Source organism: Streptomyces sp. NBC_00322 (genome assembly GCF_036147535.1).
Classification (GTDB): Bacteria; Actinomycetota; Actinomycetes; order Streptomycetales; family Streptomycetaceae; genus Streptomyces.
Genome location: NZ_CP108019.1, coordinates 2,841,568 through 2,856,805 on the forward strand (window position 1 = coordinate 2,841,568; position 15,238 = coordinate 2,856,805).

Consider the following 15,238-nt stretch of genomic DNA (forward strand, 5'->3'; position numbering starts at 1 on the left):
GTCAGGAACACGTTCACCCGTATGTTCTACCTGATCGCGAACCGTCACGAGGGCGGACGATCAGACCCTCGGCTGCTGCTGCGTGATGCAGTGGATGCCGCCGCCCCCGGCGAAGATCGTCCGGGCGTCGACCAGCGTGACCGTGCGGTCCGGATAGAGCCTGCGGAAGATGCCCGCGGCGATCTCGTCGTGCGGGTCGTCGAAGGAGCACAGCACCACACCCCCGTTGCAGACGTAGTGGTTGATGTAGGAGTAGTCGGCCCAGCCGCCGTCCTCGTCCCGTGTGACCGTGGGCGCGGGGATCTCGACGATCTCGATGCGCTGGCCGCGGGCGTCCGTCTGGAGCCTGAGCATCTCCACGTTCTCCTTGCAGAGCTCGTGGTCGGGGTGGGCCGGGTCCGGCTGGGTGTGGGCGACGATCACGCCCGGGCCGGCGAAGGCGGCGACGATGTCGACGTGGCCCAGGGTGCCGAAGCCGTGCGGCGGGTAGTCGGCACTCAGGCCGCGCCGCAGCCAGATCGCCTTGGTCGTGCCGAGCTTCCCGTGGATCTCGGCCTCGACCTCGTCCTTCGTCCAGCCGGGGTTGCGCTCGGGGCCCAGCTGCACCGTTTCCGTGAGCAGCACGGTGCCTTCGCCGTCGACGTGGATGCCGCCGCCCTCGTTGACGAGCGGCGAGCTGTGGACGGGCACCCCGGCGAGGTCCGCGACATGGCGGGCGATCTTCGCATCGTGGTCCCAGGTGGCCCAGTGCTGCGCGCCCCAGCCGTTGAACACCCAGTCAACGGCGGCCAGTTGCTTCCCGTCGGTGACGAAGGTCGGGCCGATGTCGCGCATCCACGCGTCGTCCAGTTCACGCTCGACGAGGTCGATGTCCGGGCCGAGGAGCGCGCGGGCCTGCGCCGCCTGGCCGGACCCGACGACCATGGTGACCGGTTCGAAGCGGCGTACCACCTGGGCGACGGACGCCCAGGCGTGGCGGGACTCGGCGAGGTCGTCCCCGGTGAAGGTGACGTTCGGGCCGGGCCAGGCCATCCAGGTGCGCTCGTGCGGGGCCCACTCGGGCGGCATACGGAAGGTCATCGCTGATCCCTTACAGGAAGTAGAGGCGGTTGAGGGAGATCGAGTCGGCGGGCTCGGACCGCAGCGGTTCGCCGTCGAGCGTGACCAGGCCGGTGCGGCCGTCCACCCCCACGTCGCCGGTGCGGGAGTTGAGCCGCAGGTCGGCCGGGCCGATGCCGCGGGTGCCGCGCACCGCGACCCGGCGGCGGCGCGTCGGCATCATGTCGGAGCCCAGTTCGGTCGCGGCCCTGGCGACGAAGGCGACCGAGATGTCCGCGGGCGTGGCTCCGTACGACCCGAACTGCGGCCCCAGGACCAGTGGTTCACAGGTGTCAGTGGCGGCGTTCGGGTCGCCCGTCACGCCGTACGCCGGGAAACCCGACTTCAGTACGAGCTGCGGCTTCGCCCCGAAGTACTGCGGCTTCCACAGCACGATGTCCGCGAGCTTGCCCACCTCGATGGAGCCGATCTCGTGTGCGAGCCCGTGCGCGATGGCGGGGTTGATGGTCAGCTTGGCCATGTAGCGCAGCACGCGCGCGTTGTCGTCGTGGGCGCCGTCGCCCTCCATGGGGCCCAGCTCGGCCTTCATCTTCCCGGCCATCGCGAAGGTGCGGCGTACGGTCTCGCCCGCGCGCCCCATGCCCTGCGCGTCCGAGGAGGTGATACCGATCGCGCCGAGGTCGTGCAGTACGTCCTCCGCGCCCATCGTCCCGGCCCGGATCCGGTCGCGGGCCATGGCGGCGTCGCCGGGAAGGTCGGTCTTGAGGTCGTGTACGGAGACGATCATCCCGTAGTGCTCGGCGACCGCGTCCCGGCCGAAGGGCAGGGTCGGGTTGGTGGAGGAGCCGATGACGTTCGGCACGCCGGCCATCTTGAGCACGTTCGGTACGTGGCCGCCGCCGCAGCCCTCGATGTGGAAGGCGTGGATCGTACGGCCGTCGAGTACGCCCAGGGTGTCCTCGACGGACAGGCATTCGTTGAGGCCGTCGCTGTGCAGGGCGACCTGGACGTCGTACTCCTCGGCCACCCGCAGGGCGGTGTCGAGGGCGCGGGTGTGCGCGCCCATGTCCTCGTGGACCTTGAAGCCGGACGCGCCGCCCTCGGCGAGCGCCTCGACGAGCGGCGCGTCGTTCGAGGACGAACCGCGGGCGAGGAAGCCGATGTTGACCGGCCAGGCGTCGAAGGCGTTGAAGGCGTGCCGCAGGGCCCACGGCGAGTTGACGCCGACGCCCCAGACCGGCCCGAACTCCTGGCCGATGACGGTGGTGACGCCGGAGGCGAGCGAGGCCTCCATGATCCGCGGCGAGAGCAGATGGACATGGGTGTCGACGGCACCGGCGGTGGCGATCATGCCCTCGCCGGGGACGATCGAGGTGCCCGTGCCGACGACGACGTCGACACCGTCGAGGGTGTCGGGGTTCCCGGCCCGCCCGATGGCCGCGATACGGCCCTCGCGGATACCGATGGACACCTTGCGGATGCCCTGCACGGCGTCGATGACCAGCACGTTGCTGATCACGACGTCGCAGGTCTCGCGTACTGCCGCGGCCTTGAGGTGCAGTCCGTCGCGCGCGGTCTTGCCGAAACCGGCGAGGAATTCGTCGCCGGGCTTCTGGGCGTCCGACTCGACGCGGACGACGAGCCCGCTGTCGCCCAGGACGACGCGGTCCCCGGCGCGGGGGCCGTGCACGGATGCGTACTCGTACGGGTCCATCAGGTGCCCTCCGCTCCCAGGTAGCCGCAGGCCGCCGCGCGTCGCAGGGCCTCTTCCTTCGCGCCCGGGGCGTCCAGCGCGCCGTCGACCAGTCCGGCGAAGCCGATCGCGATCCGGTCGCCGCCGATGGGCAGCAGGCCGACCTCGGCCTCGCCACCCGGGTCGAAGCGGACGGAGGATCCGGCGGGGACGCACAGGCGCATGCCGTAGGCCGCGGCCCGGTCGAAGTGGAGCCGGGGGTTGGCCTCGAAGAAGTGGAAGTGCGAGGTGACGCTGACGGGGACGGCCGCGGTGTTGCGCACGGTGAGCCGCAGGGCGGGCTCGGGTTCGGCGTCGGCGGGGCCGGGGACGAGGGCGCCGGGTGCGCCGACTCCCAGACCGGCGCCGCCGATGGGGTCGGCGACCACGGCGAGCCGTGATCCGTCGTCGAAGACGGCTTCCACATGGACCTCGGTGACCACATCCGCCACACCGGGCAGGACGTCTTCGGGGCCCAGCACGCCGCGCGCGGCCTCGATGGCCTCGGCGAGCCTGCGTCCGTCGCGCGCCGCCTCGCAGACGGTGTCCGCGATGAGCGCGGTGGCCTCGGGGACATTGAGCCTCAGGCCGCGGGCCCGGCGGGCCCGCGCCAGTTCGGCGGCGCCGAAGATCAGCAGTCGGTCCCGCTCTGTCGGGGTCAGTCGCACGTCACCACACCTCCTGTTCGAACGACACTCTAACCGTGAGTTTCCTTTCACGGAAGCATTGACGTACCGCCATCGCCTCAGTCACATTGAGCGTCACTCAAACAGTCGCCGACCGAGCAGGGAGTCCCCCATGCCGATAGAACAGCGCGGAGTCGACACGATCCCCGACGAAGAGCGCACAAGTGGGCCCCGCGACCTCGTGTCGATCCTTCTGGGCTCCAACCTCTGTCTGGGCGTCATCGTTTTCGGCTGGCTGCCGCCGTCCTTCGGGCTCGGCCTGTGGCCGTCGGTGACCGCGATCGTCATCGGCACGCTGGCCGGCATCCTCGTCACGGCACCGCTCGCCCTGATCTCCCTGCGCACGGCGACCAACCTCTCCACGTCCAGCGGCGCCCAGTTCGGCGTACGCGGCCGGCTCGTCGGCTCGGTCGTCGGCCTGCTGCTCTCGCTCGGATACACGGCCCTCACGCTGTGGATCGGCGGCGACGTCATGGTCGGCACCCTGTCCCGGCTGATCGGCCTGCCGGAGGGCGAAGCGACCCGCGCCCTGATGTACACGCTGCTCGCGGGCTGCACCGTCGTCGGCGCGATCTACGGCTACCGGTTGCTGCTCCGCCTCAGCAAGGTGCTGTCCATCGGCATGGTCGCCCTCCTGCTGCTCGGCGTCTTCGCCTACGCGGGCGACTTCACCACGGCCGCGCCGCCCGACACCCCGTATCTGCTCGGCTCCTTCTGGCCCACCTGGCTGCTCGCGGCCGTCGCCGCCGGGCTCAGCGGCCCGGTCGCCTTCATCACGCTGCTCGGCGACTACACGCGCTACATCTCACCGCGCCGCCACAGCACCCGCACGGTGTACTGGGCGAGCTGTCTCGGCCTCCTGCTCGGCCTGCTGGTGCCGCAGCTGTTCGGTACGTACACGGCGCTCGCCGCCCGCGCGGGTCTCGAGTACGCCGGGCCGCTCGTCGGCGCCGCGCCCTTCTGGTACCTGGCGCCGCTGCTCCTCGCGGCCTCGGCGGGCTCCGTCGGCAACGCCGGTCTGATGCTGTACTCGATGGGCCTCGACCTGGACGCGATCCTGCCGAAGGCCACCCGCACCAGGGCCACGGTGATGGCCGCCGTCGTCGCGACCACCTTCGTGTTCCTCGGCTCGTTCGCCTGGGACGTTCAGTCGGCCATGACGTCCTTCGTACTGCTGCTGACCGCCATCGGCACCCCTTGGGCGGTGATCACGCTGATCGGATACGTGCGCTGCGGCGGCCAGTACGATCCCGACGCCCTGCAGGTCTTCAACCGCCGCGCCCGGGGCGGCATCTACTGGTACCGCGCGGGCTGGAACGTCAGCGCCACGGCGTCCTGGGCCCTGGGCGCGGCGGTCGGCCTGGCGGCGGTCTCCACGACCGTCTACGAAGGCCCGCTGCTCGCCCTGACCGGCGGGGTGGACTGCAGCTTCATCCTCTCGGGCATGGTCGGCGGGCTGACCTACCTGCTGCTGACCCTGCGGGCTCCGGCCACGGCCGTGGCCGCGCCGGAACCGTCCACGGTCGAGGTGTCCGCCTGACGCCGGCGCCTCCAGGACGACGAAGGCCCGCCACCGGTGCGAACCCGGGGGCGGGCCTTCGTGCGTACAGCGAAAGCCGGCGTCAGCCCAGCTGGTGGGTCCAGCCGTGGATGTCCTCGGCCTTGCCCGTCTGGATGTCCAGCAGCGCCTTGCGAAGCTTCAGCGTGACCTCGCCCGGCTGCCCGCCGGACTGCTTCCACTCGCCGCCGGCGGACTTGACCAGGCCGACCGGGGTGATGACCGCGGCCGTGCCGCAGGCGAAGACCTCGGTGAGCGTGCCGTTCTCGGAATCGGCCTTCCACTGGTCGATGGAGACGCGACCCTCCTCGGACTCGTAACCGAGATCCTTGGCGAGCTGCAGAAGCGAGTCACGGGTGATGCCCGCGAGCAGGGAGCCGGTGAGCTCGGGGGTCACGATGCGGTTCCCGTACACGAAGTACAGGTTCATGCCGCCCAGTTCCTCGACCCACTTGTGCTCCACGGCGTCGAGGTAGGCGACCTGGTCGCAGCCCTTCGCGGCGGCCTCGGCCTGGGCGAGCAGGGACGCAGCGTAGTTGCCGCCGGTCTTGGCGTCGCCCATGCCGCCGGGGACGGCACGCACGCGGTCCTCGGACAGCCAGATGGAGACCGGCTTGACGCCGCCGGGGAAGTAGGCACCGGCGGGCGATGCGATGACGATGAAGAGGTACTCGTTGGCCGGGCGCACGCCCAGGCCGACCTCGGTCGCGATCATGAACGGGCGCAGGTACAGCGACTCCTCGCCGCCGTGCGCAGGCACCCAGGCGCTGTCCTGCTGGACCAGCGCGTCACAGGCCGCGATGAAGGTCTCGACCGGCAGCTCCGGCATCGCCAGACGGCGGGCCGACCGCTGGAAGCGCTCGGCGTTGGCCTCCGGGCGGAAGGTCACGACGGAGCCGTCGGAGCGGCGGTAGGCCTTGAGGCCCTCGAAGATCTCCTGCGCGTAGTGCAGCGTCATATTGGCCGGATCGATCGACAGCGGCGCGTACGGGACGAGCTGTGCGTCGTGCCAGCCACGCCCCTCCGTCCACTTGATCGTCACCATGTGGTCGGTGAAGTGTCGGCCGAATCCGGGGCTGACCAGGATCGCCTCGCGCTCCGCGTCGGACAGCGGGTGCGAGGAGGGCTTGAGCTCGATCGTGGGCGTCGTCATGAGTGCAGTGTCCTTCACCGGTTGTTTGTGACGGACCGCGCTCACGCCGCTGCGACTGCTAGGACGTCCGAGCTTTCCCGCATGCCGCGGCCCGCGTCCGATTATCGCCCGCGGGGCGCCGTGCACGAAACACAGTGAATGCGGTCCAGGGATGAATGGTGGCACCCGGAGGCCGCACAGGAGAAGCCGCCGGGTGCGGTTGCGACCCGGCGGCTTGGTGGAAGCGTCGGGTCAGCTCGCTACTCGTACCGCGAGCGCGTCGCCGATCTCGTCCGTCGTACGGACCGTGCTGCCGTCGCGTCCCGCGAGGTCTGCGGAGACGGCCTCCTCGATACGCACGGCCTCGGCCTCGAAGCCGAGGTGGCGCAGCAGGAGGGCGACGGACAGGATCGTGGCCGTCGGGTCGGCCTTGCCGGTGCCCGCGATGTCGGGCGCCGAGCCGTGGACGGGCTCGAACATCGACGGGAAGGCCCCCGTCGGATTGATATTGCCGGACGCGGCCAGGCCGATGCCGCCGGTCACGGCAGCGGCGAGGTCGGTGAGGATGTCACCGAAAAGGTTGTCGGTGACGATGACGTCGAAGCGCTCCGGCTGGGTGACGAAGAAGATCGTCGCCGCGTCGACGTGCAGGTAGTCGGTGGTGACCTCGGGGTATTCCGTGCCGACCCTGTCGAAGATGTTCTTCCACATGTGGCCGGCGTAGACGAGGACGTTGTTCTTGTGGACCAGCGTCAGCTTCTTGCGGGGGCGGGCATTGGCCCGCTCGTACGCGTCACGGACGACGCGCTCGACACCGAACGCCGTGTTCAGGCTGACCTCGGTCGCGACTTCGTGCTCGGTGCCCGTACGGAGCGAACCACCGTTGCCGGTGTACGGGCCCTCGGTGCCCTCGCGGACGACGACGAAGTCGATGTCGGGGCGGCCTGCCAGCGGGGTCGCGGTGTTGGGGAGCAGCTTCGACGGGCGCAGGTTGACGTAGTGGTCGAAGGCGAAGCGGAGCTTGAGCAGCAGCCCGCGCTCCAGCACACCGGACGGCACGGACGGATCGCCGATTGCCCCGAGCAGGATCGCGTCGTGGTTCTTGAGGGAGTCGAGCTCCGCGTCGGGGAGGGTCTCTCCGGTGCGGTGCCAGCGCTGCGCGCCGAGGTCGTACTCCTTGGTCTCCAGCTTCACATCCTGCGGGAGGACGGCCGTCAGGACCTTCAGGCCCTGGGCCACGACCTCCTGGCCGATGCCGTCACCGGGGATCACTGCGAGATTGATGCTGCGAGACATGTCGGCACCCTAACTCCGCGTCCCATTCAATGACACTTGACGTCCACCATCTGGACGACCCGAGCTCCACGGATCAACCAACTCCGGTTTGAATTTCGTTCATCCGGCGTCTGGCGGGGCGACCCACGCCTCCGACGGCGGGGTGCGCGACGCCTGGCTGCCGCTGCTGACCAAGCACCATGTCGATCTGGTGATCAACGGCCACAACCATGTCTACGAGCGTACGGACGCGATCAAGGGCGGCGACATCGGCAAGCCGGTGCCGGTCGGGGCGTCCACCGACCCGACGCGGGACGGCATCGTGTACGTCACGGCGGGCGGCGCCGGCAAGGAGCTCTACAGCTTCGCGCTCGGGGTCGAGGACAGCTACGAGGGCAATGTCCATGACCACGACACCATCCTGACCTTCCACTGGACCAAGCTGCGGCTGCCGGACCCTGACACCGTGGAGTGGTCGCGGGTGCGCTACACCGGCTTCTCCTTCCTCGCGGTGGAGGCGGAGTCCGGTACGGCGCCGACGCTGAAGGTCTCCGCGCTCGCCGAGAGCGGCAAGCGCATCGACTACTTCGAGGTCAAGCGGTCCTCGAGCTGACAGCCCTTTAGTGGCCGGTGGAGCCGCCGTTGTCCCTGCGGTCGAGGGCTCGCTGCAGGGCGGCGGCGGCATTCTTGCGGTCGGACTCGCTCGTGCGGGAGGAACGGCGGACGCGGCGTGCGGTCTCAGCGGGCATGGTGATCGACTCCTTGAATCACAGCCACGCGGCGGAGCCGCATGGTGTATCTACGAGGCGCCGGAAGGGGCGGGGAGCGGTGCCGCAGGGGTTGCCTGCTTGGGGCACGTGCTCACGACCGCCATTCGCTGGATCGAGCGAGACGTTCGGCTTCTACAAAGCTAGGACAGGTACGCGCTTCTGTCTCCACAATTAGTCGGACTTCCTACTATCTGAGACGGCGATCACCTGAAGAGGGCTCTCAGCTGGCGGATCAGGGCCCTGACGGCGACACTTCCCGCCGGCTCGGACCAGCTCCGGCGGTACGGGAGAGGTCGTCCCGATCGTCGTGACGCCCGGATCGGCGTTCAGCAGGTGTTCACTGATCTCTTCCCGCACGACTGTGGACCATTACGGCCGTTGCCTGGACCCTTGCGCTCGGTGTGCCACAGGGGCACACACGTGACCGGGGCGGGGCGAATGACACCGATCAGCCGTAGGGGATTTGTGACTCTTGGCGCGGGCGTTGCGGCGGCGGCCGCTCTCCCCTCGACACCGGCCGGGGCGGCCACCGAGACGGTTCGCGCGGCGGAGGCGTCCGGGACCATCACGGATGTGAAGCACGTGGTCGTCCTGATGCAGGAGAACCGCAGCTTCGACCACTACTTCGGCAGGCTCAAGGGCGTACGCGGCTTCGCCGACCGGAGCGGTATCACCCTCGCCGGCGGGCACAGCGTCTTCAACCAGCCGAGCGGCCTGGGCCGCCAGTACCCGTGGAAGCTGAGCGCCACGCCCGACGCCGGGGGTGTGGACGGCGAGACCCTCGCCCAGTGCAACGGCGACCTGCCGCACAGCTGGAGTTCCCAGCACTCCGCCTGGAACAAGGGCCGCCTCGACAACTGGGTGTGGGGCGTCGGCAACGTACGCACGATGGGCTACCTGGAGCGCGGCGACATACCGTTCCACTACGGGCTCGCCGACAACTACACGATCTGCGACGCCTACTTCTGCTCCACGCTGAGCGCCACCGGCCCCAACCGCACCTATCTGTGGAGCGGCAAGGTCGACGCGAGCAGCTCGGACGGCGGCGACGAGTCGGGGCTCACCTGGGAGACGTACGCGGAGGCGCTCCAGCGCGCCGGGGTGACCTGGAAGGTCTACCAGAACGCCCAGGACAACTATGGCGACAACGGTCTCGCGTACTTCAAGCAGTTCGAGACGGCCACGCCCGGCAGCCCCCTCTACGACCGAGGCATGGCTTCCGTCCCGAAGGTCACCGGGTCCACCCCCGACGACATCGCCGCCGCGATCAAGGCCGACGCACTGGCCGGGACCCTGCCGCAGGTCTCCTGGGTGGTGGCGAACGAGGCCTTCTCCGAGCACCCCTACGCCCCGCCCGGCGACGGCGCCCACTTCGTCGACCTGGTCCATCGCGCGCTCGCCGCCAGCCCCGAGGTCTTCAACTCGACCGTTCTCTTCCTCAACTACGACGAGAACGACGGCTTCTTCGACCATGTCCCGCCTCCGGCGCCGCCCGCGGGCACGCCGGGCGAGTTCCTGAACGGCGTCCCGTACGGACTGGGCTTCCGTGTCCCCATGCTGGTGATGTCCCCCTGGACGCGGGGCGGCTGGGTCAGCTCCGAGGTCTTCGACCACACCTCGGTGCTGCGCTTCCTCGAAACGTGGACCTCCGCCATCGGCAAGCCCGCCACCTGCCCGAACATCAGCGCCTGGCGGCGCAAGGTGACCGGCGACCTCACCGGCGTGTTCGACTTCGCCAATCCGGTGTACGGAGTGCCGTCGCTGCCCGGCACGGCGAAGGTCATCGGCCAGGGCACGTGCGGACCGCTGCCCAACCCCGTCCCCACGAACAACGCCCTGCCGGGACAGGAGGCCGGAACCCGCCCGGCGCGCGCCCTGCCCTACCAGCCGAACGGCAATCTCGACCGGCTGGAGTTCGGTGCGAGCGGCAAGATCCTGGCCTGGTTCCGCATGGCCAACCAGGGCACACCGGCGAAGAGCGCCGCGCACTTCTCCATCCACCCCAACGCCTACCGCTCCACCGAGCCCTGGCAGTACACCGTCGACGCGGGCGGTACGGCATCCGACTACTTCAACATCGGTCTGGGGTACGGCTCCGGCAAGTACGACATCAGCATGGCCGGACCGAACCGCTTCCTGCGGCGCTTCACGGGTGATGCCACGAAGGCGGGCAAGTCGCTCGAGGTGGCGGCGCGTTACGGCGTGCAGAGCGGCACCGGCAAGCTCGCGATCTGGTTCAAGCTGACCAACGCCTCGGCCTCGGCGGCGACGTTCACGATCACCTCGAACAACTACCGCTCGGACGGCCCCTGGTCGTACACCGTCCCGGCGGGCGGCTCCACCGAGGACTACTTCAACGCGGTGGCGTACCAGAACGGCTGGTACGACTTCACCGTCACCACGGACGTGGACTCGACCTGGTCGCGGCGGTACACCGGCCACATCGAGACCGGGGCGGCGAGCGTCAGCGGCTGACCGACAGGTCCTGGAGGCCCACGACGCGGAGCAACTGGAGCCGTTCGTGGGCCCCGGCCGCGGTTCCTCACCCGCCCTTAGAGCACGTCGCCGTCGCGCCAGTCGAAGAGCAGCGCGGCGGACGGGTCGGGCAGCGGACGGGCGGCGGCCGGCCGCAGGTAGGTGGAGTCCTCCTCGTCCGGGAGGTGCACCACTCCGCTCGGGCCGAGCGCATCGATCCGGCCTCGCCACAGCTGCCAGCCGCGCGCCCGGTACAGCTCGGCCCCGTCGTCGGAGGCGGAGAGCGCGCCGAGGTCGTACGCCCCGTCGATCACCCGCTCCAGGGTTTCCATCACCAGGCCGCCGAGCCCGCGCCGCCGCCGGTCGGCGCGTACGGCCACGGCCTCGATGTATCCGATACGCAGCGAGCGGCCCCGGTGGATCACCCGGCGCTGGATCACGCTGCCGTGCGCGACGAGCTCCCCGTCCTCGTGCACCAGCGCATGGATGCCGCCCAGGCCGTGGTCCCAGTCGTCGTCGCTGAAGCTCCCGTGGAACGCGTCCGTCAACAGGGTGCGGATCTGAAGGAGTTCGGCAGGGCTGAGTTCGAAGGTGTGGGCGGTGCGCAGCGTCTCACTCATGCTCGGCATCCTCCCAGAGCCCCTAGTGCAACCGAAGGGTTGCACTAGCCCTCCGGGACGTGCAACCATTGAGTAGCACGTCACAGCCGAACAGGAGGCAGGGAACATGAGCAAGGACCGCATCGAACGAGAGATCACCATCGCCGCACCGGTGGAACGCGTGTGGGCAGTCCTCACCGAGCCCGAGCACGTCGGCTCATGGTTCGGCCAGGGCAGGCCGACCCCGGTCGACCTGCGCCCGGGCGGGACCATGCAGCTCGACCACGGCGAGTACGGGCAGTTCCCGACCACGATCGTGAAGGTCGACCCGCCGCACCACTTCTCGTACCGCTGGGCGAGCGCCTTCCCCGGGGAGCAGGCCGTCGAGGGCAACTCCACGCTGGTGGAGTTCACCCTCACCCCCGACGGCGACGGCACCCGTCTGCGCGTGGTGGAGACCGGTTTCGCCGCCCTCGCCATCCCCGAGGACAAGGCCGCCACCGCCGGATACGACAGCCACTCGACAGGCTGGACCGAGGTGGTCGGCAACCTGCAGAAGTACGCGGAGCAGCTCGCCGCATGACAACGGAATCGAGCCAGGACGCCGTGACGGAGGTCCTGTCGGCGCTGGCCGACCCGACCCGCCGCCGGATACTCGACGCCCTCGCCGCGCACGGCGAGGCGACCGCCACGGTCCTGGCGACGGAGCTGCCGGTCAGCCGGCAGGCCATCGTCAAGCATCTCGCGGTCCTCGCCCGGGCCGGCCTGGTGGCCGGACACCGGGAGGGCCGCGAGGCGCGCTACACGGTGCTGCCCGCGCGGCTGGGCGTCACGGCGCGGTGGATGGACCGCGTGGCCTCGGAGTGGGACGCCCGGCTTTCGGCGATCAAGCGCATCGCCGAGGCGGAGGCGGAAACCGAAGGCTGAGGCGCCTACGCCGAAACCTTCTGGCTGAGCTCCCGCGCGAGCCGGGCGATCCACTCGCCGAACTCCTGCCGGTGGTGCACCTGTCCCCCGCACAGGGCGCTGACCTGTGCGTCGGTGAGCCGGTTCGGCCCCTCCACGGTCAGCAGGCCGCTCAGTTCGCGCAGTACGGAGGCCAGCCGCACGGCATCGGTGTGCTCGACCGGATCGACCCCGTGCCCGGCCTTCAACGTCGTTGAACCTGGCATCACGCCCTCCTTCCGGCGCCCCTCCAAGCAGCGTAGACCCCTATGACGTGCACCGCCCCCGGCCCGGCGTGGGGGCCGGGGCGGGGGCGGGGTTCAGGGGTTCACGCCTTCAGGCGTTCAGGCGTTCAGGCGTTCACGCGAGGGCGTCAGCCCATGTGCGGGTAGGAGTAGTCCGTCGGCGGGACCAGCGTCTCCTTGATCGCGCGGGTCAGCGTCCAGCGCATCAGGTTCTGCGGGGCGCCCGCCTTGTCGTTGGTGCCCGACGCGCGGCCGCCGCCGAAGGGCTGCTGGCCGACCACCGCGCCGGTGGACTTGTCGTTGATGTAGAAGTTGCCCGCGGCGTACCGCAGCTTCTCCATTGTGTAAGCCGCCGCCGCACGGTCGTTCGCGATCACCGCGCCCGTCAGGGCGTACGCGGAGACCGACTCCATCTGCTCCAGCATCGCGTCGTACCGGTCGTCCTCGTAGACGTGGATCGCGAGGAACGGGCCGAAGTACTCCGTCGTGAAGACCTCGTTGGCCGGGTCCGAGCACTCGACGACCGTCGGGCGGACGAAGTAGCCGACCGAGTCGTCGTAGGTCCCGCCCGCGACGATCGTGCAGCTCGGGTCCGCCTTCGCGCGGTCGATCGCGGCCTTGTTCTTGGCGAAGGCCCGCTCGTCGATCACGGCGCCGATGAAGTTCGACAGGTCCGTGACATCACCCATCTTGATCCCGTCGACCTCGGCCGCGAACTCCTCCTTGAAGCCGGAGTTCCAGATCGAGGCGGGGACGTAGGCACGCGAGGACGCCGAGCACTTCTGGCCCTGGAACTCGAAGGAGCCACGGGTCAGCGCGGTCTTCAGCACGGCGCGGTCGGCGCTCGGGTGGGCGACGACGAAGTCCTTGCCGCCCGTCTCACCGACGATGCGCGGGTAGGAGCGGTACTTCTCGATGTTGTTGCCGACCGTCCTCCACAGGTGCTGGAAGGTCTTGGTCGAGCCGGTGAAGTGGATACCGGCCAGGTCGGGGTGGTTCAGCGCCACCTCGGAGACGGCGATGCCGTCACCGGTCACCAGGTTGATGACGCCCTTGGGCAGGCCCGCCTCCTCCAGGAGCTGCATCAGCAGCACGGCGGCGTGCGTCTGCGTCGGGGACGGCTTCCACACCACGACATTGCCCATCAGGGCGGGCGCGGTGGGCAGGTTGCCCGCGATCGCGGTGAAGTTGAAGGGGGTGATCGCGTAGACGAAGCCTTCGAGCGGGCGGTGGTCCATCCGGTTCCACACACCCGGCGAGTTGGCCGGCGGCTGCTCGGCGAGCAGGTCGCGGGCGTACTTGACGTTGAAGCGCCAGAAGTCGACGAGCTCACAGGGGGTGTCGATCTCGGCCTGCTGCACGGTCTTCGACTGGCCCAGCATGGTGGAGGCGGCGAGCGTCTCGCGCCACGGACCGGCCAGCAGCTCGGCCGCGCGCAGGATGATCGCGGCACGGTCGTCGAAGGACATCGCGCGCCAGGCCGGGGCGGCGGCGAGCGCGGCGTCGATCGCGTCCTGCGAGTCCTGCTGGGTGGCCCCCGCGAAGGTGCCGATGACCGCCTTGTGGTTGTGCGGCTGTACGACGTCGAAGCGCTCGCCGCCGCCCATCCGCTTGACGCCGCCGATCGTCATCGGCAGCTCGATCGGGTTCTCGGACAGCTCCTTGAGCTTGGCCTCCAGACGGGCGCGCTCGGGGGAACCGGGGGCGTAGCCGTGCACCGGCTCGTTGACCGGGGCGGGGACCTGGGTCACAGCGTCCATGAGTTCCGTTACTCCTTTATGAGGGGTGGGAGGGCTCAGCCCTTGGTGATCATCGACCGGACGAAGAACAGCAGGTTGGCCGGCTTCTCGGCGAGACGGCGCATGAAGTAGCCGTACCAGTCGGTTCCGTACGCCGTGTAAACGCGCATCCGGTGGCCCTCCGCCGCGAGCCGGACGTGCTCGTCGCTGCGGATGCCGTACAGCATCTGGAATTCGTACTCGTCCAGTTTGCGCCCGGCGCGGCGGGCGAGCTCCTGGGTGACGGCGATGAGGCGCGGGTCGTGGGACCCGATCATCGGGTAACCCTCGCCCTCCATGAGGATCTTGAGGATGCGGACGTACGCCTTGTCGATCTCGGCCTTGCTCTGATGGGCGACGGTCTCGGGCTCCTTGTACGCGCCCTTCACGAGGCGGACGCGGCAGCCGGCGTCGGCGAGCCGGCGGGCGTCGTCCTCGGTGCGGAAGAGGTACGCCTGGATCACACAGCCGGTCTGCGGATAGTCCTTCCGCAGCTCCTCGTGGATGGCGAACATCGAGTCGAGGGTGGTGTGGTCCTCGGCGTCCAGGGTGACCGTGGTGCCGATGGAGGCGGCGGCCTCGACGACCGGGCGGATGTTGGAGAGCGCCAGCTCGTGGCCGCCCTCCAAGGACTGGCCGAACATCGACAGCTTGACCGACATCTCGGCCTTCGCGCCCAGGCCGAGGTCTTCGAGGTGCTCGATCAGTTCCATGTAGGCATCGCGCGCGGCGTAGGCCTGATCGCGGGTGGTGATGTCCTCGCCGACGACGTCCAGGGTGACCTCGAGGCCCTTGGCGACGGTCTCCTTGACGATCGGGATGACCTGCTCGACCGTTTCACCGGCGATGAACCGCGAGACGACCTGCTTGGTCCCCGGGGCGGCCGAGACGAAACGTCGCATCTTGTCGCTGCGGGACGCGGCGAGGATCACGGGACCCAGCACGGGGCACCTCCACGGAAACAGGGGCAGAAGGAGGCCGGAA

14 protein-coding genes and 1 pseudogene are annotated in these 15,238 nt (G+C 69.6%); 5 read left to right on the forward strand and 10 right to left on the reverse strand.

Annotated elements, in window-relative coordinates:
* Window positions 1-60: 60 nt before the first annotated feature.
* From OG905_RS12710 to ureA, 3 genes are read right to left on the reverse strand one after another with little or no spacing between them, the layout of a single operon-like run.
* Window positions 61-1,080, reverse strand: coding sequence for an agmatine deiminase family protein (locus tag OG905_RS12710; protein ID WP_328667995.1), 1,020 nt, complete (start codon window positions 1,078-1,080; stop codon window positions 61-63).
* Window positions 1,081-1,090: 10 nt separating this feature from the next.
* Complete coding sequence (locus tag OG905_RS12715; RefSeq protein WP_328667997.1) at window positions 1,091-2,773, reverse strand: urease subunit alpha; 1,683 nt, start codon at window positions 2,771-2,773, stop codon at window positions 1,091-1,093.
* The gene (gene ureA, locus OG905_RS12720; protein ID WP_328667999.1) at window positions 2,773-3,459 is read right to left on the reverse strand and encodes an urease subunit gamma; all 687 of its coding nucleotides are present in this window, start codon (window positions 3,457-3,459) and stop codon (window positions 2,773-2,775) included. The genes OG905_RS12715 and ureA overlap by 1 nt, the downstream gene beginning before the upstream one ends.
* Before the next feature lie 130 nt (window positions 3,460-3,589).
* Between ureA and OG905_RS12725 the strand changes: the two genes are divergently transcribed.
* On the forward strand, window positions 3,590-5,017 hold the full coding sequence (locus OG905_RS12725) for a cytosine permease (RefSeq protein WP_328668000.1): 1,428 nt from the start codon (window positions 3,590-3,592) through the stop codon (window positions 5,015-5,017).
* A gap of 82 nt (window positions 5,018-5,099) precedes the next feature.
* Here the strand turns inward: OG905_RS12725 and OG905_RS12730 are convergent, their stop codons facing one another.
* Window positions 5,100-6,188, reverse strand: coding sequence for a branched-chain amino acid aminotransferase (locus tag OG905_RS12730; protein WP_328668002.1), 1,089 nt, complete (start codon window positions 6,186-6,188; stop codon window positions 5,100-5,102).
* A gap of 231 nt (window positions 6,189-6,419) precedes the next feature.
* Window positions 6,420-7,463, reverse strand: a complete 1,044-nt coding sequence (locus tag OG905_RS12735) for a 3-isopropylmalate dehydrogenase (protein WP_328668003.1) — start codon at window positions 7,461-7,463, stop codon at window positions 6,420-6,422.
* A gap of 94 nt (window positions 7,464-7,557) precedes the next feature.
* Here OG905_RS12735 and OG905_RS12740 point away from each other — a divergent pair.
* Window positions 7,558-8,055 (forward strand): annotated as a pseudogene (locus tag OG905_RS12740) (phosphoesterase); the annotation flags it as partial.
* A gap of 7 nt (window positions 8,056-8,062) precedes the next feature.
* Here OG905_RS12740 and OG905_RS12745 read toward each other — a convergent pair.
* Complete coding sequence (locus OG905_RS12745; protein ID WP_266488649.1) at window positions 8,063-8,191, reverse strand: hypothetical protein; 129 nt, start codon at window positions 8,189-8,191, stop codon at window positions 8,063-8,065.
* A gap of 459 nt (window positions 8,192-8,650) precedes the next feature.
* On the opposite strand from OG905_RS12745, the gene OG905_RS12750 reads away from it, so the two are divergent.
* Entirely contained in the window at window positions 8,651-10,687 is a 2,037-nt protein-coding gene (locus tag OG905_RS12750) for a phosphocholine-specific phospholipase C (protein ID WP_328668007.1), read from the forward strand.
* A 77-nt stretch (window positions 10,688-10,764) separates the two neighbouring features.
* Here OG905_RS12750 and OG905_RS12755 read toward each other — a convergent pair whose 3' ends face one another.
* A complete protein-coding gene (locus OG905_RS12755; protein WP_328668008.1) occupies window positions 10,765-11,307 on the reverse strand; it encodes a GNAT family N-acetyltransferase in 543 nt (180 codons plus the stop codon).
* 106 nt (window positions 11,308-11,413) lie between these two features.
* Between OG905_RS12755 and OG905_RS12760 the strand changes: the two genes are divergently transcribed.
* Window positions 11,414-11,869, forward strand: a complete 456-nt coding sequence (locus OG905_RS12760; RefSeq protein ID WP_328668010.1) for an SRPBCC family protein — start codon at window positions 11,414-11,416, stop codon at window positions 11,867-11,869.
* Window positions 11,866-12,213: an ArsR/SmtB family transcription factor gene (locus OG905_RS12765; RefSeq protein WP_328668012.1), complete on the forward strand. Its 348-nt coding sequence runs from the start codon at window positions 11,866-11,868 to the stop codon at window positions 12,211-12,213. The genes OG905_RS12760 and OG905_RS12765 overlap by 4 nt, the downstream gene beginning before the upstream one ends.
* A gap of 5 nt (window positions 12,214-12,218) precedes the next feature.
* On the opposite strand, the gene OG905_RS12770 is transcribed toward OG905_RS12765, so the two are convergent.
* From OG905_RS12770 to OG905_RS12780, 3 genes are all read right to left on the reverse strand, one after another.
* Window positions 12,219-12,458 carry a hypothetical protein gene (locus tag OG905_RS12770; protein WP_328668014.1) on the reverse strand — a complete coding sequence of 80 codons (240 nt, stop codon included), beginning with the start codon at window positions 12,456-12,458 and terminating at the stop codon, window positions 12,219-12,221.
* Between the two features lie 146 nt (window positions 12,459-12,604).
* Window positions 12,605-14,236, reverse strand: a complete 1,632-nt coding sequence (gene pruA / locus OG905_RS12775; protein WP_328668016.1) for an L-glutamate gamma-semialdehyde dehydrogenase — start codon at window positions 14,234-14,236, stop codon at window positions 12,605-12,607.
* Between the two features lie 35 nt (window positions 14,237-14,271).
* Window positions 14,272-15,198, reverse strand: a complete 927-nt coding sequence (locus OG905_RS12780) for a proline dehydrogenase family protein (RefSeq protein ID WP_328668018.1) — start codon at window positions 15,196-15,198, stop codon at window positions 14,272-14,274.
* Window positions 15,199-15,238: the final 40 nt, after the last annotated feature.